Below are 20,276 nucleotides of genomic sequence, written 5' to 3' on the forward strand. Positions count from 1 at the left end.
AGGATGCCGCGTAAAACAGGATTAATACATGTTGTATGTTTATTAATCCATGTTTATTCGCGGTATCCGCGTCTAATAAATTAATTTCCGCATCATATCAATTGGTAACATCTGAGTTTTTTTAGCGAACAAATAGATAAATTTCAACTCCGCGTGAGTCGCATATTCGGAATGTGCTCCGGAGCTTGTTCCGTGTAAGCAGTGGAGAAATGGGATGTCGTGTCATTTTGATATTTTGTTATTTGGTATACAAAATGATAGAAATGCTCATAACACAATTAATTATTTTATTCCCTTGCGTATTTGTTGTTTACGAATTTAGATGAAGAAACTAAATATGAAAGTTCTTTCAGGAGAAAGTATTAGTATTTTGATTCCAAAGCATATATAGCGAAAAATATCCATAAAACATTTGCATAATAATTAGAGAAACTGTAATTTTGCACACTGAAATTCTGCAGAGGGTAAACAAGTGATACAATGAAGCGTATCCACCCCCGGGACATAACCTGTTATAATAATAAAAACAGATGTACGTAATCGTAGAAATTAACGGACAACAGTTCAAGGCTGAACAAGGAAAGAAATTATTCGTTCACCACATCCAGAACGCTGAAAGCGGTGCTGTTGTTGAGTTTGACAAAGTATTGTTGGTTGACAACAATGGTGAAGTAAAGGTAGGTGTTCCTACTGTTGATGGCGCAAAGGTAGTATGCGAAGTACTGTCTCCGCTGGTAAAAGGTGATAAAGTGCTGGTTTTCCACAAAAAGAGAAGAAAAGGTTATCGTAAATTGAACGGTCACCGTCAGCAGTTCACTGAAGTGAGTGTTAAAGAAATTGTTGCTTAACGTTTAAAGGAGAAAAGAAGAAATGGCACATAAGAAAGGTGTTGGTAGTTCTAAGAACGGCCGTGAATCACAAAGTAAAAGATTAGGTGTTAAGCTTTTCGGTGGCGAAGTTGCTAAAGCCGGTAACATTATCGTTCGCCAGAGAGGTACTGCTCATCATCCGGGTGAAAACGTAGGTATTGGTAAAGACCATACTTTGTATGCTTTGGTTGATGGTGTTGTTACTTTCAAAAGAGGTAAAGAAAACAGATCTTTCGTTTCTGTAAAAGAAGTAGTAGCAGAAGCGTAAGTAATTTCTGTAACACGAAATAGAAAACAGGGTATCCCCAAGGGGTATCCTGTTTTTTTATGCCCTTTCGTTTTTAAATAAAAAGAAATCCCGTTTTATAGATAACACATCCCTTATATTTGCATCGGATGATACGTCTGCCTGCTTACTCTCTTTTGAAATTTAGCTTATTTTTATTATAAGGTAGCGTATTTGTTTAATTTACAATATTTCTTTGTTAAAAGGGAAATTGCCGGCTTCTTCATGCAAAATAAAAAAAGTTGGCATTTCCTAATCCCGCCCGGACCTTTCCTTTTCGGATGTATCTTTATCTAATCAATTAATATTCAGAACTATGGTGTATGCTTATGTAAGAGTCAGTACGGATAAACAGAGTACTGAAAATCAACGTTTCGAGATAAATAACTTTTCGAAAGTCCGGGGTTTTAAAGTAAATAAGTGGGTTGAAGAGACTATTAGTGGTACCACCAATGCCCGTGACAGACAGTTGGGTCGATTATTAAAGCAGGTTTCAAAGGGTGATATTCTTATTACGACCGAACTATCAAGGCTTGGGCGTAATCTGATGGAGGTGATGAGTATCCTTCATCAATGTATGGAACGGGATATTATAGTATTGACCGTAAAAGAAAAATATGAATTGGGGAATAACATCAATAGTAAGATACTTGCTTTTGCTTTCAGCTTGAGTGCGGAGATAGAACGAAACCTTATCTCCCAGAGAACCCGGGAAGCCTTGGCTCGCAAAAGGCTGGAAGGGGTGAAACTCGGTCGTCCCAGAGGTGGTGAAGGCGGAAAATATAAGTTGACGGGAAAAGAAAACTTGATATTGAAAATGGTAAAAGAAAAGCGTTCAATGAAAGAAATCAGCCAGAAATTAGGTGTAAACAGGCAGACTTTAAGAGATTTCTTACGGATTATTTATCCGAACTGGAGGGAATATAGATATGTTAAGTAAATCAGTCTTTTGCGACTGATTTATCAGAATGTTAATCATTATTGAAACAAGAAACTGTTTGCTAAAATGTGTGTTTATGTGAATTAAGTATTTTACAAGGAGAATAGACTGTGAAATCTTTTTGAATGAAGAAGTTAGTGTTGTCTGTAGTATAGGAAGCCGGATAATAAAAGTGTTTTTAATTTTATCTAATAGAAGTTCCATTCATATTGTCTGTTGGAAACCATATTCCTTGGGACGTATTATTTCCCTTTGTTTTATAGATTATTATACTATAATTTATTTATAGTAGATAAATATGTTATCTTTGGCAAAGTGGTTTCTTCTTATGCGAAAGAACGATTGTGGAACTTTAAAATAGAAACAGTATGGAAAAAACACTTGTTATCCTGAAACCTTGTACCATTCAACGTGGCTTGATTGGTGAAATCGTATCCCGTTTTGAAAAAAAAGGTTTGCGTCTGGCTGGTATGAAGATGACCTGGCTGACAGATGAAATTTTGTCGGAACATTATGCCCATCTGAAGGAAAAATCATTTTTCCAGCGTGTAAAAGATGCAATGGCGGTATGTCCGGTAATCGTGTGTTGCTGGGAGGGCATAGATGCGGTGCATGTTGTACGCCAATTGGCAGGGGCTACGAACGGAAGGAATGCACAGCCGGGTACTATCCGGGGGGATTACAGTATGAGCGTGCAGGAAAATATTGTACATGCTTCCGACTCTCTGGAAACAGCCGAGGTGGAATTGAAACGTTTCTTTGATGATTCGGAGATTTATGACTACAAACTGAATAATTTATTGAGTTTGTATGCAAACGACGAATTCTAAAAATAAAAGGGCCGGAGAAACTTAAGTCAGCTTAACTTCTCCGGCTCTGATATTTTAGAACCTTTTTAGCTTTATTCTCTCGAACCAGCTAAAACAACCTAATTACTAATCTAAAATCTAATACCATGAAAAAACACACTACGTATATATAACAAGCCGTTTGTGGAAAAGTTCAGAATACCTTAAAGAATCTTGCCCCAGTTGTATTATTCCCGAATTGCAGCTATATTTGTACAGCATTAAAACAAGAATATAGACAATATTAAACGAAAAAAGATATGCATAACTGGTTTGAATGTAAAGTCTCCTTTGAGAAAATCCTGGAGAATGGAATGCAGAAGAAAGTAACGGAACCTTATCTGGTGGATGCTTTGTCATTTACGGAAGCAGAGGCCCGTATTATCGAGGAAATCCGTCCTTTTATAACCGGAGAGTTTACAGTAACAGACATTAAACGCGCCCGCCTGTCGGAATTGTTTTTCAATGAAAATGGTGACCGTTTTTACAAAATTAAAGTCTACTTTATCACTTTGGATGAGAAGAGTGGAGCCGAGAAAAAAACAGCGGCACAAATGTTGGCACAGGCTTCAAACCTGAAGGAAGCGATAGCTGTATTGGAAGACGGGATGAAAGGTACTATGGCAGACTATACGATTGCTTCGGTTGCAGAAACCCAGTTGATGGATGTCTTCCCTTTCGATGCAAATAATGTACCTTCTGAAAAATCAGAAGAGGAACGGATTGCCGAACAAAAAAATCAAGCACCACAGGTATGAGCATCACTCAAAATATAACTGAACTAAAGAAATCGTTACCGGTAGATGTCACGCTGGTGGCGGTTTCCAAGTTTCATCCTGTCGAGGCTTTGAAAGAAGCTTACGATGCAGGACAGCGTGTATTTGGTGAGAGCCGTGCCCAGGAACTTACAGCCAAGCAGAAGGTGTTGCCCGGTGACATAGAATGGCATTTCATTGGTCCTCTACAAAGTAATAAGGTAAAAGATATAGCTCCCTTCATCCATACTGTCCAAAGTATAGATTCGTTGAAACTATTGCGTGAGGTAGATAAATTTGCACTTCGCAATGAGCGTGCCATCCGTGTTTTATTGGAAATTCATGTGGCGGAAGAAGAAGCAAAACATGGATTTAGTCCGGACGAATGTCGCGACTTGCTGGATAGTGGCGAATTGGATGCCCTTCATAATATCCGTATAGGAGGGTTGATGGGAATGGCTACCAATACGGACGATACGGATAAGATACGGCAGGAGTTTCATCAATTGCGTGCACTTTTCGATGAATTGAAGGCTTCTTATTTTAAAGAAAATCCTGATTTTAAAGAATTATCGATGGGGATGAGCCACGATTATCCGGTTGCAATTTCCGAAGGAAGTACAATGATTCGTGTGGGAACCAGTATTTTCGGTGAACGTGAGTACTGAGTTTTTAACCATTTTAAATAACAGGGGAGGATATTCCATAAAATAAATATCTATTTTTGTAAGTGTTGAATATAATTGAATCTGAACATGATTGACATGAAAACTCAATATGCGGGACTTACGCTTCGTAATCCGCTGATTGTAGGAAGTTCCGGTTTGACTAATAGTCCGGAAAGAAACAAGGAATTTGAAAAGGCAGGGGCGGGTGCCATTGTGCTTAAGTCTCTTTTTGAAGAACAAATAGAGATGCAGGGTGATGTCTTGATGCAAGAGTCCGATTATCCGGAGGCAGCAGATTATATACGTGGATATGTAAAGGTTAATCTGGTAAACAAGTATCTGGAATTAATCCAGAAGACAAAACAACTCTGTACCATTCCTATTATTGCCAGCATCAATTGCTATAAGGCGGATGCCTGGATTGATTTTGCACGTCAGATAGAACTTGCAGGAGCAGATGCACTCGAATTGAATGTATTCTTTATGGAAACGGAGTTGACTTTCAACTGTGATGCTATGCGCGATCTGTATGTCAACATTATCCGTAAAGTAAAGGAGACGGTTTCCATCCCCGTTATGGTGAAAATAAGCAAGATGGTGGGAAATATTCCTGCTCTTGTGAATATCTTAAAGGTAAACGGGGCGGATGGAGTCGTTCTGTTCAACCGTTTTTACCAGCCGGATATCGATATTAATAATATGCAATTAGTTTCAGGTAATGTTTTCAGTAATCATTCCGATTTGAGCGATACATTACGTTGGACCGGTATTGTTTCAGCAAAGGTACCGGGTATCGGTATTGCTTCTTCAACTGGAATCCATGATTGGGAGGATGTTATCAAATGTTTGTTGGCTGGTGCTTCGGCCGTTCAGATGTGTAGTGCAGTCTATACACACGGCGGAGAAATCATTTCCCAGGTGCTTACTTGTATTGAAGAATGGATGCATCAGGCAAACTATCACTCTTTACAAGAGTTTATCGGTAAATTGAGTTACACAAATGTACCCGATCAGAGTATGTATGAACGTTCCCAATTTATGAAATACTTCTCAAACAGGGACTAAACGATTTTAAATCAAAATGCAAAAAAGGGATATGCTCATTGTAGTATATCCCTTTTTTGCATTTATATATTTCTATTTATAATTTATTTTCTACTGGAAACTATTTATATTGGAAATAATATGTATCTTTGCAACCAAACAAAAGAAAAATATGGAATCAATTTGCATTATAAAGGATATATATAAGACGTTATACCAATTTGAGAAAGCATTTGCAGACGTGCATGAGATAACAATCAATGAGGCCATGCTGCTTTGTTGCCTAAAAGATGGAGAAACAAAGTCTGCCGGAACCATCTGCGAATATATCGGTTTGTCGAACTCGAGGGTATCCAAGGTGATAACTTCGGTTGAGAATAAAGGATATATCCGCCGGAATATCAATAAAGAGGATAAAAGGCAAATGTTTTTCTCACTGACATCCGCCGGAAAAGAGAAAGTACGGCAGATGATGAATGCGGAATTGCGCTTTGACGGCTTATTCGGGAAATTGCAGCGTTGCATGGAAAAAGGGTAATCCCTTTTTTTATCCAAATAGTTTCTAATAGAAAATATGTATAGTATAAATAATATAAAAGGACAAATAATGAAATATTTAATTATCGGAGGCGTAGCCGGTGGAGCAACCGTGGCTGCCCGTTTGCGTAGAATGGACGAGAGTGCGACAGTTGTTTTGTTTGAACGTGGAAAATACGTGTCGTATGCGAATTGTGGTTTACCTTATTATATAGGGGGAACAATCAGCGACCGTGAAAAACTATTCGTTCAGACGGTAAAAGGTTTTACCGACCGTTTTCGTATTGATATCCGCACGGAGCAGGAAGTGATAGCTATCCATCCTGAGAAGAAACAGGTGGAAGTGAGGCGACTTTCTACAGGTGAGGTATATACGGAGAATTATGATAAACTTGTTTTATCTCCCGGTGCAGAACCGCTTCGCCCGCGGATAGAAGGGATAGACCATAAGAAAATATTTACCTTGCGGAATGTACCGGATACGGATACAATAAAAAATTATCTGGTTCGGGAAAATCCCCGTCGTGCAGTTGTTGTTGGTGGTGGTTTTATCGGTTTGGAAATGGCGGAAAACCTTCACGAAGCTGGTGTTCATGTGGACGTGGTCGAAATGGCGAACCAAGTGATGGCTCCCCTTGATTTTTCAATGGCGGCAATCGTACATCAACACCTGACCGATAAAGGAATCGGATTGTTCCTGGAAGACGGAGTAACCCGTTTTGAGGATATAAATGGAAAAGTCACGGTCCATCTTCGTAGCGGTAAGCAAATTGAGGCGGATATGGTATTATTGAGTATCGGTGTACGTCCGGAAATAAAATTAGCGAAAGAGGCCGGTCTAGAAATCGGTTCGCTGGGTGGTATTGCCGTTGATGCATATATGCAGACTTCCAATACGGATATTTATGCTTTAGGTGATGCCGTGGAGGTACAACATTTGGTAACGGGCAAGCCGGCTCTTATTCCGTTGGCAGGGCCAGCAAATAAGCAGGGACGTATAGTTGCTGATAATATTGTTTTCGGAAATAAGGAAACTTATCAGGGAACAATGGGTACTTCTATCGCTAAGATATTTGACCTGACTGTTGCTACGGCCGGTGCGAATGCGAAATTACTAAAGCGGGAGAAAATAGCTTATGTATCTTCTTATACACATTCCGCATCCCATGCCGGATATTATCCGGGAGCTGTGCCCTTGTCTGTTAAAATATTATTTGCTCCTACGGATGGACGTTTGTTGGGAGCACAGGTGGTTGGCTTCGACGGAGTGGACAAGCGGATAGAAATGTTGGCCCAGGTTATCCAGCGGAAGGGTACCGTGGCAGACCTGATAGCTTTGGAACATGCCTATGCGCCTCCTTATTCTTCGGCAAAAGACCCGGTAAATATGGCCGGTTTTGTTGCAGAAAATATCTTGTCGGGCAAATCAAGAATTATTCATTGGAGAGATATCGAAACACTGGAACCGGAAACAATCCGTATCGATGTGCGTACTCCCCACGAATACCAGTTGGGGACTATTCCGGGATTTATCAATATACCGGTAGATGTATTGCGTGAACATTTGGATGAATTGCCGAAAGATAAACCGATAGTCGTTACCTGTGCCGTAGGTCTGCGAGGCTACTTGGCATACCGTATCCTTACGCAGTCCGGATTTAAAAATGTCCGTAACCTATCCGGAGGATATAAAACCTGGAACGTGGCAACTGCTAAAGTAAAGCATGTAGAACCTTGTGTCCCTGCAGATAGTGGAGAATGTATTCCTGTTTCGGATATGGTGTTGAAGGTGGATGCCTGCGGATTGATGTGTCCTGGACCGGTACTTCAACTGAAGAAGAGTTATGAAACATTGAAGGACGGCGAACAATTGCAGATAACGGCAACCGACCAGGCATTCGGCAAAGATGTTTCTGCCTGGTGTAAGATGGTTGGTGCGGAATTGGTTGCAGTGAAAAATAAGAATGGGGTAGTAGCTGCTACTATCCGGAAGAATGAACAACCGGAAACTTGTCCGGTTACCCGTAATCAGGGTGCAGATAATAAGACTTTGATTGTCTTTAGTGACGATTTGGATAAAGCGCTTGCCTCTTTTGTAATTGCTAATGGTGCTGCTGCTACCGGAAAGAAAGTTACCATGTTCTTTACCTTCTGGGGATTAAATGTCATCAAAAAGCGGAATAAACCATCGGTTTCCAAAGATATATTTGGAAAAATGTTCGGTTGGATGCTTCCTGCCCACAGTGGAAAACTGAAATTGTCTAAAATGAATATGGGAGGAGCAGGAAGCTGGATGATGCGTCTGATAATGAAAAAGAAACGTATCGATAGCCTGGAAAGCCTCATGGAACAAGCTGTAGAGAACGGTATCGAGATGATTGCCTGTACTATGAGTATGGATGTGATGGGAGTGAAAAAAGAAGAGTTGATGGATAATGTTACTTTAGGGGGAGTCGCCTCTTATCTGGAAAGGGCGGAAGAAGCCAATCTCAATCTCTTCATTTAACAGGTAGATAATAAATTACGCAGATTCCATGGCATTTATATTAGAATCCCGGAATCTGCGTAATTCTTTTTTTATTGGAGAAGCAACTGTATACAATCAAGTCCGAACATATACTTTGCTCCTTGCGATTGTTTGTTAGTGCCTGCTATCTGAACTCTTAGTTTAATTTTTCCTGATTCAGGATAGAACATTCCGAGATTTATTGGTTTGGAATTTGTAACAATCTCATTGTATCCGTCAAATCGAACATTGGTAGGCTTATCATTTACAGAAAAAGAAAGGGTACCATAGTCTTTGGCGAGAGTCGCATACAATACCATCTTATATTTTTTATTTTCCAAATTACTAAATTCGAATTCAACAAAATCACCGACATTACCATTAGGGAAAAGCAGATGTTCCGCTCTGCTCCATTTTCCATCAGGGAAACCGGACATTCCTTGTTTTTCTGCTCTCAAAGAGGGCGTTTTATTTGTGATATCCATTGTTTCGAATTCAATGGAATTTGGAATGCTGTAGTTTCTCGGATTTTCAGGAGCGGGAAGAAGAGTCTTTGTTACTTCGTCGATGCCGGATGTTCCAACCGCTTTTGAATCGTAATCTCCATACCAGAAAATAGTAGTGGCATAATCTACAGAACCTTTCTGCCAGGATAACATTTCAATGTCGAAAATGAATTTTTTCCGGAAAGGTATTACATCCAGATTTCGTGTACGCATAAATGCATTATAGCCATGCGAACTGGGAAGGTCTGCACGCGGAGCGCCTCCGAAAGGGGTATGGAATGGCACAACGGGAGCCCAGGAGCAATTATAATAGTCCTCAGTACCGGTACCGAAATGAGAAGGGAATGTGTCATCGTCTACCCATATTTTTTCGTCTCCTTCACCATACCATGCTGGGGAATGATTAAAGAGAGTGAGAAGGTCACCTGCATATATACCACGTCCTTCTATTTGGGCAAAACGCCATTCAGAACATTGGCCTTCCGGATTATTACTTAATTCGATAGCGTTTTCCTGTTTCCAACTTGCATGAAAATAAAGGGAACGTTGTTCATCCCATTTGTAGTTATCAATGAGAGCACTCATTCCGGCTTTCACTTCATATTGGGAATAGTTAATTAGTTCGATATTCGCATGTTTCCGGTAAGGCATTATCCAACGTACGGTTACATTACCTTTTCCATCCGCATCAAGGTACCAGCTTTTTACGTAGGGTGCGCCAAAACCTCCACCGGAGAAATCACTTAAAGGAACCCAAACGGTTTCTTTCCCGTCAAACTGCGCTTTGACAACCAGTTGCCTCATTATTTCGGCATATAGGCTGCTATCGGTTATGTTGATATTGAAATTCAGTTGCCGTATGGCCTGTTCTCCTTCCGGACAATTCAATTGCATACTTGTACCGTTTGCCAGTGAAGAACTTTCCTTGATTTCCTTTCCCTTGGATACCGGATGTTGCAGGGTAGAAGTCACAGATTCTAATAGAGGTGCTAATGTTTTAGCTTCTTCAAAATCAAATGTTTTAACTTTTGTCCCTTGTGGATAAGTACGGTAATTGATATGATAATACCGGGGAGTACGTCCCATACTTACTGGGCTTTCAAAGACTATTTTACAATGTTCGGCATACGGTATCGGAAGGAAAAGTGTATTTCCTCCGGTTTTCTCAACCTCTTCATTATAATGAGTATGTCTGAAAGCCAGGCCATCCAATAGGGGCAATCCTGTTTTGCTCAAATCGAAACCTTCAATAATCCAGTCTGGTTCCGCAGAGTGATTAAAATAGAATTTGAATACACCCTTTTTATTGTTGGTCGTTATCCACATACGGGTGATTACTCCCGGTCCTTCTTCATCGAACAGAACTTGCTTCACTACATTTTCTACAGTATCTATTGCTACCGCTCCGAATCCGTCGTCATTGGCAAACCATCCGGGCTGGTTGGCCGATATGGAACGGCGGTCGTAACTACTAACCTGTTTACAAGTATAATACGGTTCCGGAAAACGGGACAAATCTTCCACAGAAACCATTTCTTTAAGAAGTGATTCCAAAGTAATGGTTTGCTGTGGTTTTGTACAACTAACGCTGGTGAATAAAAGTCCCAGGCAGATTGTCCGTATAAAAATGTCTTTGAAGGATTTCATAAAACAGAATGTATTTCTCATCTCTGTTATTACTTATTAGGTAATTTAGCAACCTTGAAACTTAACTGGTGCTTGCCTGCTTCCAATTCCATTGTCTTATCACCTTTGACATAGTCTGGCAGATAGAGAGTAGCAGAACTGTTAGCTGGAATAACAATCTCACATAAAATGGTATTCTTTTTCCATTCCCATTTCGATATGATTTCTCCATAGGGAGAGTTATGTTTCGCTTCGAAATGTTTGAGTTCTTTTACGAAATTAGGACGTAACAGGATGTGTTTGAATCCAGGTTGTTCCGGATCAGGGAAAATACCTCCCAACCCTTTGTAGAACCATCCGCCGATTTCACCGAACATCATATGGTTGTCTGATATATCGCGTTCTGCTTTCAAATCCCAGTTTTCCAATAAGGTGGTAGCTCCGTTGACAATCCACCAGCCCCAGGAAGGATAGGTATCTTGTGCGGCTACTTTGTAAGCGGTCAGCGGATATCCGTTTTCGCTCAAGGCATTCAGAATAGCTTTTGCTCCTAATACACCTACATCCAGATGGAATCCAGCTTCTTCTACTTTTTTAGCCAGGTTTTGAGCAACTTTGGCAATCATATCTTCAGGTACGATTTTCCAGAACAGAGGGACGCTCAGTTCTGTTTGGCTTCCGTCTGCATAAATACCTGTTTCTCTGTTCAGATATTTTTCATTAACAGCATTTTTGATTTTCTCAGCCAGTGCCGTATAGTGTTTATAATCATCCTGTTTATTGAACAGTTTAGCTGCATTTGCCAGAATTTTGGCATCGGCATAGAAGTAAATAGAAGAGGTGAGCTCTTTGTTTGAACGCGATTTTACAGGAACCCAGTCGCCACGTCCCCAGATAGTCAGATGATTCGGGCTGATACGGTCTACATAGTTAACATAGCGTTTGATGTTTTCGTAACAATCAGCTAAAGGTTTGCTGTCTCCATAAAACATGTACAGGTTCCATGGAATGATGGCAATTGTGCTTGTCCAGTCTAATCCGTTGTCTGTTCCGTAACCCCATCCTCCGGTCGGTATGATATCAGGAAGGACACCGTTCGGTTGCTGTTCGTCCCGATGGTCGGCAAGCCATTTTTCATAGACTGTGATTCCATCAAAGTTGTATAAAGCGGTTTCGATAGCTAAATGTCCGTCTCCTGTCCATCCGTTTTTCTCACGTTGGGGGCAATCGGTCGGATATCCCATCAGGTTCGACAGATAGGCATTGTTGGTAGCCCAGCATAATTTGTTTATCAGTTCGCTGGAGGTATTGATATTTCCCACGGGAGGAACATCACTGTGCATAAAGTAGGCAGTCAGGCTGTTCTGATTGAGTTCAATCGGTTTGTCGCTGGTAACTTCCACATAGCGGAAACCTTTATAATTGAATTTTGCCATGTATTCATCCTCGTTACCACTCAGTATTAGAATATCTGTTTGGAAAGGATCTTTTTCTTTATCTCCTCTGTAATACACGTCGATATTAGACATGTCAATACGTCCGTTATCAAACAATCGTTCTCCATGTTTGATTCTGACTTCCGTTCCGGCTTCTCCGGATACGTTTATTTTAGTTACGCCCGACATATTCTGACCGAAATCAAATACATAAGTATGGTCGTTTATTTTGTTGACAGACTTGGCAGGAAGAGTCAGTACATTATGAATCGGACGAATTTGCTGTGCTGTTACATTTTGGGAAGGAGCTCCTCTATATCCGACCCCATGCCATTGGGAATCGTCAAAATCGGGTGTATTCCATCCTTTCTGTTCCAGGCGGGCGTCATAATGTTCCCCAGTATAAATACTGTTGAAAACCAATGCGCCGGAAGATGTTTTCCAGCTAAGGTCAGTGGGTATCGTTTCTACGCTACCATCACTATAAGTGATGCGAAGATCCATACAGAATGTAGGCCGGTTACGCCAGGGAGCCCGGTCGAAATCCCATACGGCTTTGGATTGGTGGTTATACCATCCGTTGCCTAAAAGTACACCGATGGCATTTTTCCCGTTTTGAAGTTGTTCGGTTACATCATAGGTAACATAAAGGTTACGCCTGTCGAAACGGGTATACATCGGGTCAAGACGGTGGTTTCCAATCTTTTCCCCATTGATATATAATTCATATAATCCGGCTACTGCGATATAGGCACGGGCTGATTTTATTGTTTTATTTGCTGTGAATTGTTTACGGAAATAAGGGGCTGGTTCATAGTTAATATCTTTTCCGTCGCCAATCCAGGCACCTTGCCAGTTTTTGATATTCATCATACCGGTTTCAAAGGAATTGACAGAAGAGGTACTTTCTTTATTTTCCATATCCCAAACCTTTACTTTCCAGTAATATTTGGTATAGGGAGACAGTTTTTCTCCGGCATAGGTAACTAAAATATCACTTGCTGTTTGTTTCTTCGTATCCCATTGGTTTCCTTTGCCGGAAACGACATCAAGGGAATCTGTGCCTACAAGTATTTGGTAGGCAGTTTGTTTGGCTCCCGCTCTGGTATCATCTATATTCCATGATAACCGGGGAGAAGGATTATCTATTCCGATTGGATTTTCCAAGTGGTCACTCTTTAGATTGGAAGGGGTACATTGCGATTGTCCCTGTACCAATCCGATGCTCGAAAAAGATAAAAACACTAGTGGTAATAATAATTTGTTCATATAATATTTATTAGTCATTGAAATCGTTTGTCTTTAAAAACTTGCCAGCCATGCTTTCAGGTCTTGTTGCATTTCTTTGTGGTATTTAAAATCTTTGTTGCAACCCCAGCCATGTCCTCCGGAAGGATAGATGTACAGAGATGCCGGAACTTTCTTTTCTTTTAGGGCTAAATAATAATATGTTCCGTTTTTTGTAGGGACGGCATCGTCATCATCGGAGAAAACGATGAATGCTCTTGGAGTCTCGCTGGTAACCTGTTTTTCATTTGAATATAACTCTTCGAGTTTCTGGGATACATCTCTTCCTAATAAATTATCGCGAGAGCCCATATGGGTAAAAGATTTATCCATGGTGATTACAGGATAAAACAAGACTTGGAAGGCGGGACGTAAATCCTGTTTGATATGGGTCGCAATGGTTGAAGCCAGATGTCCTCCGGCAGAAGACCCCATAATGCCTATATCGGCTGGATTTATATTCCATTCTTTTGCATTTTCCTTTACCAACCGGATTGCTTCTTCTGCGTCGGAAAAAGGAACTTCTTTAACGCCTCTGGGCATGCGATATTTTAAGACAGCAAATGCAATGCCTAATTCGTTAAAGAAAGGAGCCCAGTCATACCCTTCATGGTTGTATGCCAATCCTCCGTAAGCACCTCCGGGACAAGCAATGATGATGCGTCCGGTAGCTACTTCTTTCTGAGGTAAAAAGACACGTAATGACGGTTTGTAGTTCTGGATATTATCATCGAAAGGCGTATGGTCTATTCCATTGGTATTAGGAAGCCCGTTCGTCCATAAATCAACGTTGAACTCTTTCGCCGTACATTGAGCTGCTACTGGATTGTTTATAAAAAGAAATATCCAGAGGATGAATAAAGATGTAATTGTTTTCATAATATTAAATTATAGTTTACCGTATTTTGTATGAAACTCTCTATTGCCTGTTTTTTGTAACAGACGGATATCCTTAACCTGTCTATCGAATAAAATAAAGAGCTTTATCCCGTTATCTTCTAATAAGGTAAAGAGGTAAAGCTCTTTTATATAAATCCGATTAGAAGTGAAATTCCGTTAACCGTTAAATTTATTTTGTGGTACAGTTAATTACCAGTTTATTTCCGGCAGGAACGAACCTCAGTACATAATCCGTATTGTTGCCTTTGATAATATTGCCCTTTCCACATGATATTTTATAATTAAAGCCTCTGAATTCAGAGTTTATCGAAGATTTTTCGAAATTTTTGAAAGGCAACCGGTCTATTCGGTCTTGCGGCACTTTCAATTCGAGCATCCAGTTAAAATCTTTATCCTTAGCTTTGCATGAAATCTTTATTTTATCTTCGTTAAATGCAAAAATAAAATTATTTCCGTTTCCATCTGCGGATTCAACATTTAATGTTGTTTCGGAGGGTTCGGTAACAACAGGGTTTGTCAATACGACTTCTTTTTTGTTCCCGTTTTTATCTATACTCACGATTCTAAGCCCGGTTTTTGCTTCCGGGGTACTCCAGTAAAACCTGTCAACAACCGGCAAAGTATAATAGAAAAACTGTCCTCCGGTACCCGGGGTGTCCAGATATTCCGATTTGTAATTTTCATCAAATAAATGGATGTCCCTGAAACAGAATCCGTCTTTCTCCCAATAGAGGTTGGAGCGATAATAACGGCTGTTATACCATACAGACTTATTACCTTCGTTGCGGACATCGGCGAGTGTTGTGATTGCTGTTGCCGGAGTCGTGGAGAATTGTTCTTTGAACCAGGTACCGGATTGTTCCATTGTTTCCAATCTGATTTTACCTGCTTTGCTTAAAGTGTCGAACATCGGAAATTGCATTTCTAAACCTTCGCCCATGCCTTCCCAGGTAAATGAGTTCTCTTGTCCGGCTTGTGCATAGTTGAATGCCAGACAAGGTTCGTCGACGATAGATTCCAGAAAATATTCAACCCATTTTTTATTTTTTCCGCCTTCTTTGTAGACAGGTTCAAGCGTGATAACCCCCTGATAGTTGGTACCTACTCCTGAGTCATATTGGTACATCGGGTCGCTGCCTAACATTCGGAAGATGGGCACGGGTACTTGATTTGCGGCAGTCTGGGCTGGCATATAAGCATTTTTCTTACTTGGATAATATGCCTGGTTCCAATAGCCACCCCATAAAGTGTACCCATCGGTACCAACCTGGTCTTTACAGTTGCAAGATGCTACGATTCCGTATTTTTCATACATATATTCCAAAGTATGGGAATCTATGAACCAAGAACCTACGGATTTAGGGTATTTGCCATAAATTTCTTTGAATTTTTTCATGTAAGCATCAACCAGCTGTTCCCTTTCTTTCAGCGTATATCCCGGAGTAAAGGCAATATTGGCTGTAGATACCCATGAATGTTCTCCACGCCATTTTATTCCGGCTGCTTCTACATGGGGTTGGGTGATTTCCCACCAGGCTCCGATTTCACATTTGGAACTCAACTGGCTTTTCATCAACTTTTGATATTCCGGATTAATAAGCGCATCGTATTGGAATAGGAATGTTGCTGGAAAATCATATTTATTGACCAGCTCTATTTGTTTTTTGACAGTTTCAAACAAAAGTGCATCCGAGTTTTCCAGACGATAATCTGTTTGTCTGATAAAATTAACGATGTTGATAATCCGGGGAGCATCTCCTTTTTTCTTCCCTTCAATGTGATTCGAACTAAAACAACCGAAAGTAATGGTTGACAATACTAGTAGACAAAATGTAATTTTTCGATTCATTTTTGTTATTTGTAATGTGAATAATGGTCTAAAGTGGTCTAAAAAACGCTCTAAAATTAGTCAGTTTTTTCATATATTGAAGAGAATATGTTACAAAAGTTCATATTACAGAGGCTAAACAAAAACAAAAAGCGTTGATTTATACAAACTAATTTGTTCAGAATCAAAATTGTTTGTATAAATCAACGCCTGTGTGCGTTTGATAATCTTCTATTTAATCATATCAAAGCCTGTATAGGGAACTAAAGCCTTCGGTATGCGGATACCTTCCGGTGTCTGGTTATTTTCAAGCAATGCTGCAACGATACGCGGTAAAGCCAATGCGCTACCATTCAATGTATGGCAAAGCTGAGTCTTTTTGTCTTCTCCACGGAAACGGCATTTCAGTCGGTTTGCCTGATAGTTTTCGAAATTGGAAACAGAACTTACTTCCAACCAGCGTTTCTGAGCTTCGGAATACACCTCGAAGTCGAAACATAAAGCAGCGGTAAAACTAATATCGCCACCACATAAGCGAAGAATGCGGTAAGGCAATTCCAATTTAACCAACAAACTTTCCACATGAGCCAACATTTCTTTCAAAGATTCGTAAGAATGTTCCGGTGTGTCTATACGAACGATTTCAACTTTTGAAAATTCATGCAGGCGGTTCAAACCGCGAACATCTTTACCATAAGAGCCTGCTTCGCGACGGAAACATTGTGTGTAAGCACAATTCTTAATCGGAAGAGATTTTTCTTCCAGAATAACATCACGATAGATATTTGTTACCGGAACTTCGGCGGTCGGAATCAGATACAAATCATCCAGGTTACAGTGGTACATTTGTCCTTCTTTGTCAGGTAACTGTCCGGTACCGAAACCGGAAGCCTGGTTTACAACCGTAGGAGGCATAATTTCCAGATAACCGGCATCACGTGCTTCGTCCAGGAAGAAATTAATCAAAGCGCGCTGTAAACGTGCACCTTGTCCTTTATAAACAGGAAATCCTGCCCCTGTGATTTTAACACCCAGGTCGAAATCTATCAAATCATATTTTTTCGCCAGTTCCCAGTGGGGGAGGGCATCTTTCGGAAGTTCGGTTTCCATACCCCCCATTTTTTCCACGACGTTATCTTCGGCACCGTTTCCTTCCGGTACGCTTTCGTGAGGAATATTCGGGATGGTATAAAGCAAGTTTTGCATATCTTCGGCAGCTTGGTCCATTTCAGCCTGAAGGCTTTTGCTGGCTTCCTTGATTTCAGCAACACGCTTTTTGGCAGCTTCGGCTTCTTCCTTTTTCCCTTCTTTCATCAGCGAACCGATAAGTTTGGAAGTGGAGTTCACCTCTGCCAGGTTGTTATCTAATTGTGTTTGTGCACTACGTCTTTTATCGTTCAGTTCAATCACTTTTGCGATGCTTTCTTTTGCATCTTTAAAGTGTTTCTTTTCCAGACCCCGTATCACCCGGTCTGTTTCTTCCGTAATTACTTTAAGCGTCAACATACTTTATATGATGTTTTTATTTGAGGTGCAAATATACATAAAAAAGTAACCACGGGATATCATTATTCACTACTATAATATTTTACTATTATAATATTATCATATTATTTTACTCTTCCTCCGGTCAGCCAGGTTCGCATATAGTATGGTTCGCTCAGGCTGCTGACCATAACTCCTCCGGATGTGCTGGTATGGATAAATTTTCCGTTTTTCAGATAAATGCCCACATGGGTAGGTACTTTTCTTTTGCTTTTTCCTGTACGGAAAAATACCAGGTCACCTTCTTTCAGATTACCCCGGCTTACTTTTTTACAGTTATGTTTGAGCATATCGGCAGAAGTGCGTGCCAGTTTTTTCCCATAAACATTTCTGTAAACAATGCCGACAAAACCGGAACAATCCACTCCTCTTTTGGTGCTTCCTCCCATCCGGTGGGGCGTACCAAGCCAATGGGCTCCTTCGTTGTAAAGAAAAATATTGTCATTCGGTGTGATGTTCACACCATATAATCTGGAAAGTTCCTTGGGCCCTTTGAAATCCGCAGGCAGAGTTATTTTTTCTTGTTGTTTGCTTTTACAGCCTGTAATCAATAAAAGCAGGCAGAAAATGGATAATATATAGGTATAGTATTTGTGCTTCATTCTTGTTTTAATGTATATTCTTTGGGGTAAAGATAAGAAATTCCTCAAACCTGTGGTAAAAATGTAAGGGCTATCTTTCTTATTTGAGGTTCCCGAATGGCTATCAGAGTTGCTTCAAACGAAAGTTCGACCCGGGGCAGACAACAGTCCGTCGGGGATCGAACGACATTCTCATCCAGTTTTATGAAAAATGGAAAAGGGGAAATTTTTATATTTTATCAGGCAATTGTAATATCCGGATTCAGATAGACATCCTGGATGGAGTTGAGCAACTCGATACCATCCTTCATCGGACGCTGGAATGCTTTGCGACCACTGATTAATCCCATACCTCCGGCACGCTTGTTGACGACCGCTGTATATACGGCATCTTTCAGGTCGGATGCTCCATGCGATTCTCCACCGGAGTTAATCAATCCTACGCGCCCCATATAGTTGTTGGCTACCTGATAGCGGCACATATCTATCGGGTGTTCGGTTGCCAGTTCCGTATACATCTTCTGGTCGTATTTACCAAACTTGATGGCAGGGAATCCGCCATTGTTTTCCGGTAATTTCTGTTTGATGATATCGGCTTTAATGGTAACTCCCAAATGGTTAGCTTGTCCGGTAAGGTCGGCTGCCGCATGATAATCAACACCGTCTTTCTTGAAGTCACTGTTCCTCAGGTAGCACCAGAGTACAGTAGCCATGCCCAGTTCGTGTGCATAATCAAAGGCTTCGGCAATTTCAATAATTTGCCTGCGGCTTTCGGCGGAACCGAAATAAATCGTAGCGCCAACAGCGGCGGCACCCATGTTCCAGGCATCTTTTACCGTACCGAACAAGATCTGGTTGTAAGAGTTAGGGTAGGTAAGCAGTTCATTATGATTTATTTTTACCAAAAATGGTATTTTGTGCGCGTACTTGCGGGCTACGGAGCCTAAAATACCAAATGTGGAAGCAACTGCATTACAACCACCTTCTACAGCCAGTTTTACAATATTTTCCGGGTCGAAATAAATCGGATTGGGAGCAAATGAAGCTCCAGCCGTATGTTCGATATCCTGATCGACCGGAAGAATGGACACATAACCGGTATTGGCCAGCCGTCCGTGTCCTAAAATCCTTTGCAGGTTATTTAATGTCGGGAGGTTACGGTCCGATTGTGTCCAAATATCGTCAATAACGGAAGGAGACGGTATGTGTATCTGCGATTTATCAATTGTTTTGCAAGAGTGGTTTAGCAGAAATTCACTTTCATCACCTAATAAACTTATAATTTTTGAAGTATCCATAGTTGTAGACTTTTAAAATATAACATAAGCTACTCGGGATTAGTTCTATAGTTTTTGTCAATTAACAGATAGAATATATTTATCAATGTTTGCAAGGCTTTATGGATTGTTTCGTTAAATTTGCATCACGGAACCAATAAAAATTAATTTTACGTATATGAAAAAGAAATGGATTTGCACAGTGTGCGGTTATGTTCACGAAGGAGATGAAGCTCCTGATTTTTGTCCTCAATGTAAACAACCGAAAAGTAAGTTCAAAGAATTGGTAGAAACTACAGGTGCTTTGCAGTTTGTAGACGAACATGTTCTTGGCGTTGCTAAAGGTGTTGATCCTGTAATCCTGGAAGGATTGAATGCCCATTTTATGGGTGAATGTACAGAAGTCGGTATGTATCTTGCCATGAGCCGTCAGGCTGACCGTGAAGGTTATCCCGAAGTTGCGGAAGCCTTCAAGCGTTATGCTTGGGAAGAAGCTGAACATGCAGCTAAATTCGCAGAACTTTTAGGCGATGTGGTTTGGGATACAAAGACTAACTTGAAAAAACGTATGGAAGCTGAAGCTGGAGCTTGCGAAGATAAAAAACGTATTGCTACTCTGGCTAAACAACAAAACCTGGACGCCATCCACGACACAGTTCATGAAATGTGTAAGGATGAAGCCCGTCACGGCAAAGGCTTCGAAGGTCTGTATAATCGTTATTTCAAATAATTCTGTAAATTCGTTAACTGAGAAAACGGTGAGGGCGTATTCCATTAGGGGGTACGCCTTTTTTTTCGATTAAGGTGTTTTTACGTACGGGCCTAGAAGTAATGGCT

Annotated in this window: 16 protein-coding genes and 1 pseudogene; 10 read left to right on the forward strand and 7 right to left on the reverse strand. The window is 40.6% G+C overall.

What is annotated here, in order from left to right; translation table 11 throughout:
• Positions 1–530 precede the first annotated feature (530 nt).
• From rplU to ACGE0T_RS04115, 9 genes are all read left to right on the forward strand, one after another.
• Positions 531–848 carry a 50S ribosomal protein L21 gene (gene rplU, locus ACGE0T_RS04075; protein ID WP_459189265.1) on the forward strand — a complete coding sequence of 106 codons (318 nt, stop codon included), beginning with the start codon at positions 531–533 and terminating at the stop codon, positions 846–848.
• Positions 849–870: 22 nt separating this feature from the next.
• On the forward strand, positions 871–1,137 hold the full coding sequence (gene rpmA / locus ACGE0T_RS04080) for a 50S ribosomal protein L27 (RefSeq protein WP_459189266.1): 267 nt from the start codon (positions 871–873) through the stop codon (positions 1,135–1,137).
• Positions 1,138–1,471: 334 nt separating this feature from the next.
• Positions 1,472–2,095, forward strand: a complete 624-nt coding sequence (locus tag ACGE0T_RS04085) for a master DNA invertase Mpi family serine-type recombinase (RefSeq protein ID WP_459189267.1) — start codon at positions 1,472–1,474, stop codon at positions 2,093–2,095.
• Between the two features lie 368 nt (positions 2,096–2,463).
• A complete protein-coding gene (ndk, locus tag ACGE0T_RS04090) occupies positions 2,464–2,925 on the forward strand; it encodes a nucleoside-diphosphate kinase (RefSeq protein WP_459189268.1) in 462 nt (153 codons plus the stop codon).
• 278 nt (positions 2,926–3,203) lie between these two features.
• Positions 3,204–3,701, forward strand: coding sequence for a DUF4494 domain-containing protein (locus tag ACGE0T_RS04095; protein WP_459189269.1), 498 nt, complete (start codon positions 3,204–3,206; stop codon positions 3,699–3,701).
• Positions 3,698–4,366, forward strand: a complete 669-nt coding sequence (locus tag ACGE0T_RS04100; RefSeq protein ID WP_459189270.1) for a YggS family pyridoxal phosphate-dependent enzyme — start codon at positions 3,698–3,700, stop codon at positions 4,364–4,366. The genes ACGE0T_RS04095 and ACGE0T_RS04100 overlap by 4 nt, the downstream gene beginning before the upstream one ends.
• 87 nt (positions 4,367–4,453) lie before the next feature.
• Positions 4,454–5,431 (forward strand): dihydroorotate dehydrogenase-like protein, encoded by a 978-nt coding sequence (locus ACGE0T_RS04105; RefSeq protein ID WP_459189271.1) that lies wholly within the window; start codon positions 4,454–4,456, stop codon positions 5,429–5,431.
• A gap of 151 nt (positions 5,432–5,582) precedes the next feature.
• The gene (locus tag ACGE0T_RS04110) at positions 5,583–5,948 is read left to right on the forward strand and encodes a MarR family winged helix-turn-helix transcriptional regulator (protein ID WP_459189272.1); all 366 of its coding nucleotides are present in this window, start codon (positions 5,583–5,585) and stop codon (positions 5,946–5,948) included.
• A gap of 69 nt (positions 5,949–6,017) precedes the next feature.
• Complete coding sequence (locus tag ACGE0T_RS04115) at positions 6,018–8,453, forward strand: FAD-dependent oxidoreductase (RefSeq protein WP_459189273.1); 2,436 nt, start codon at positions 6,018–6,020, stop codon at positions 8,451–8,453.
• Positions 8,454–8,524: 71 nt separating this feature from the next.
• Here the strand turns inward: ACGE0T_RS04115 and ACGE0T_RS04120 are convergent, their stop codons facing one another.
• The 7 genes and pseudogenes from ACGE0T_RS04120 to ACGE0T_RS04150 all read right to left on the reverse strand — a co-directional run bounded on the left by ACGE0T_RS04120 (position 8,525) and on the right by ACGE0T_RS04150 (position 19,460).
• A complete protein-coding gene (locus ACGE0T_RS04120; RefSeq protein ID WP_459189274.1) occupies positions 8,525–10,606 on the reverse strand; it encodes a glycoside hydrolase family 172 protein in 2,082 nt (693 codons plus the stop codon).
• A gap of 29 nt (positions 10,607–10,635) precedes the next feature.
• Positions 10,636–13,290, reverse strand: a complete 2,655-nt coding sequence (locus ACGE0T_RS04125) for a glycoside hydrolase family 78 protein (protein WP_459189275.1) — start codon at positions 13,288–13,290, stop codon at positions 10,636–10,638.
• 36 nt (positions 13,291–13,326) lie between these two features.
• Positions 13,327–14,187 (reverse strand): annotated as a pseudogene (locus ACGE0T_RS04130) (alpha/beta hydrolase); the annotation flags it as partial.
• Between the two features lie 190 nt (positions 14,188–14,377).
• Positions 14,378–16,057 (reverse strand): hypothetical protein, encoded by a 1,680-nt coding sequence (locus ACGE0T_RS04135; protein WP_459189276.1) that lies wholly within the window; start codon positions 16,055–16,057, stop codon positions 14,378–14,380.
• A gap of 210 nt (positions 16,058–16,267) precedes the next feature.
• A complete protein-coding gene (gene serS / locus ACGE0T_RS04140) occupies positions 16,268–17,542 on the reverse strand; it encodes a serine--tRNA ligase (RefSeq protein ID WP_459189277.1) in 1,275 nt (424 codons plus the stop codon).
• 104 nt (positions 17,543–17,646) lie between these two features.
• The gene (locus tag ACGE0T_RS04145; RefSeq protein WP_459189278.1) at positions 17,647–18,183 is read right to left on the reverse strand and encodes a C40 family peptidase; all 537 of its coding nucleotides are present in this window, start codon (positions 18,181–18,183) and stop codon (positions 17,647–17,649) included.
• 218 nt (positions 18,184–18,401) lie between these two features.
• Entirely contained in the window at positions 18,402–19,460 is a 1,059-nt protein-coding gene (locus tag ACGE0T_RS04150; protein ID WP_459189279.1) for a class I fructose-bisphosphate aldolase, read from the reverse strand.
• Positions 19,461–19,617: 157 nt separating this feature from the next.
• Between ACGE0T_RS04150 and ACGE0T_RS04155 the strand changes: the two genes are divergently transcribed.
• Positions 19,618–20,169 (forward strand): NADH peroxidase, encoded by a 552-nt coding sequence (locus ACGE0T_RS04155; RefSeq protein WP_122278397.1) that lies wholly within the window; start codon positions 19,618–19,620, stop codon positions 20,167–20,169.
• The last annotated feature ends 107 nt before the right edge of the window (positions 20,170–20,276 follow it).

Source organism: Parabacteroides sp. APC149_11_2_Y6, from assembly GCF_054506995.1.

Bases quoted from the DNA above. Each gene is read 5' to 3' on its own strand.
- ACGE0T_RS04100 (WP_459189270.1), top strand. From the start codon at position 3,698: ATGAGCATCACTCAAAATATAACTGAACTAAAGAAATCGTTACCGGTA.
- ACGE0T_RS04085 (WP_459189267.1), top strand. From the start codon at position 1,472: ATGGTGTATGCTTATGTAAGAGTCAGTACGGATAAACAGAGTACTGAA.
- rplU (WP_459189265.1), top strand. From the start codon at position 531: ATGTACGTAATCGTAGAAATTAACGGACAACAGTTCAAGGCTGAACAA.
- ACGE0T_RS04155 (WP_122278397.1), top strand. From the start codon at position 19,618: ATGAAAAAGAAATGGATTTGCACAGTGTGCGGTTATGTTCACGAAGGA.
- ACGE0T_RS04115 (WP_459189273.1), top strand. From the start codon at position 6,018: ATGAAATATTTAATTATCGGAGGCGTAGCCGGTGGAGCAACCGTGGCT.
- ACGE0T_RS04110 (WP_459189272.1), top strand. From the start codon at position 5,583: ATGGAATCAATTTGCATTATAAAGGATATATATAAGACGTTATACCAA.
- ndk (WP_459189268.1), top strand. From the start codon at position 2,464: ATGGAAAAAACACTTGTTATCCTGAAACCTTGTACCATTCAACGTGGC.
- rpmA (WP_459189266.1), top strand. From the start codon at position 871: ATGGCACATAAGAAAGGTGTTGGTAGTTCTAAGAACGGCCGTGAATCA.
- ACGE0T_RS04135 (WP_459189276.1), bottom strand. From the start codon at position 16,057: ATGAATCGAAAAATTACATTTTGTCTACTAGTATTGTCAACCATTACT.
- ACGE0T_RS04095 (WP_459189269.1), top strand. From the start codon at position 3,204: ATGCATAACTGGTTTGAATGTAAAGTCTCCTTTGAGAAAATCCTGGAG.
- ACGE0T_RS04145 (WP_459189278.1), bottom strand. From the start codon at position 18,183: ATGAAGCACAAATACTATACCTATATATTATCCATTTTCTGCCTGCTT.
- ACGE0T_RS04150 (WP_459189279.1), bottom strand. From the start codon at position 19,460: ATGGATACTTCAAAAATTATAAGTTTATTAGGTGATGAAAGTGAATTT.
- ACGE0T_RS04120 (WP_459189274.1), bottom strand. From the start codon at position 10,606: ATGAAATCCTTCAAAGACATTTTTATACGGACAATCTGCCTGGGACTT.
- ACGE0T_RS04105 (WP_459189271.1), top strand. From the start codon at position 4,454: ATGATTGACATGAAAACTCAATATGCGGGACTTACGCTTCGTAATCCG.
- serS (WP_459189277.1), bottom strand. From the start codon at position 17,542: ATGTTGACGCTTAAAGTAATTACGGAAGAAACAGACCGGGTGATACGG.
- ACGE0T_RS04125 (WP_459189275.1), bottom strand. From the start codon at position 13,290: ATGAACAAATTATTATTACCACTAGTGTTTTTATCTTTTTCGAGCATC.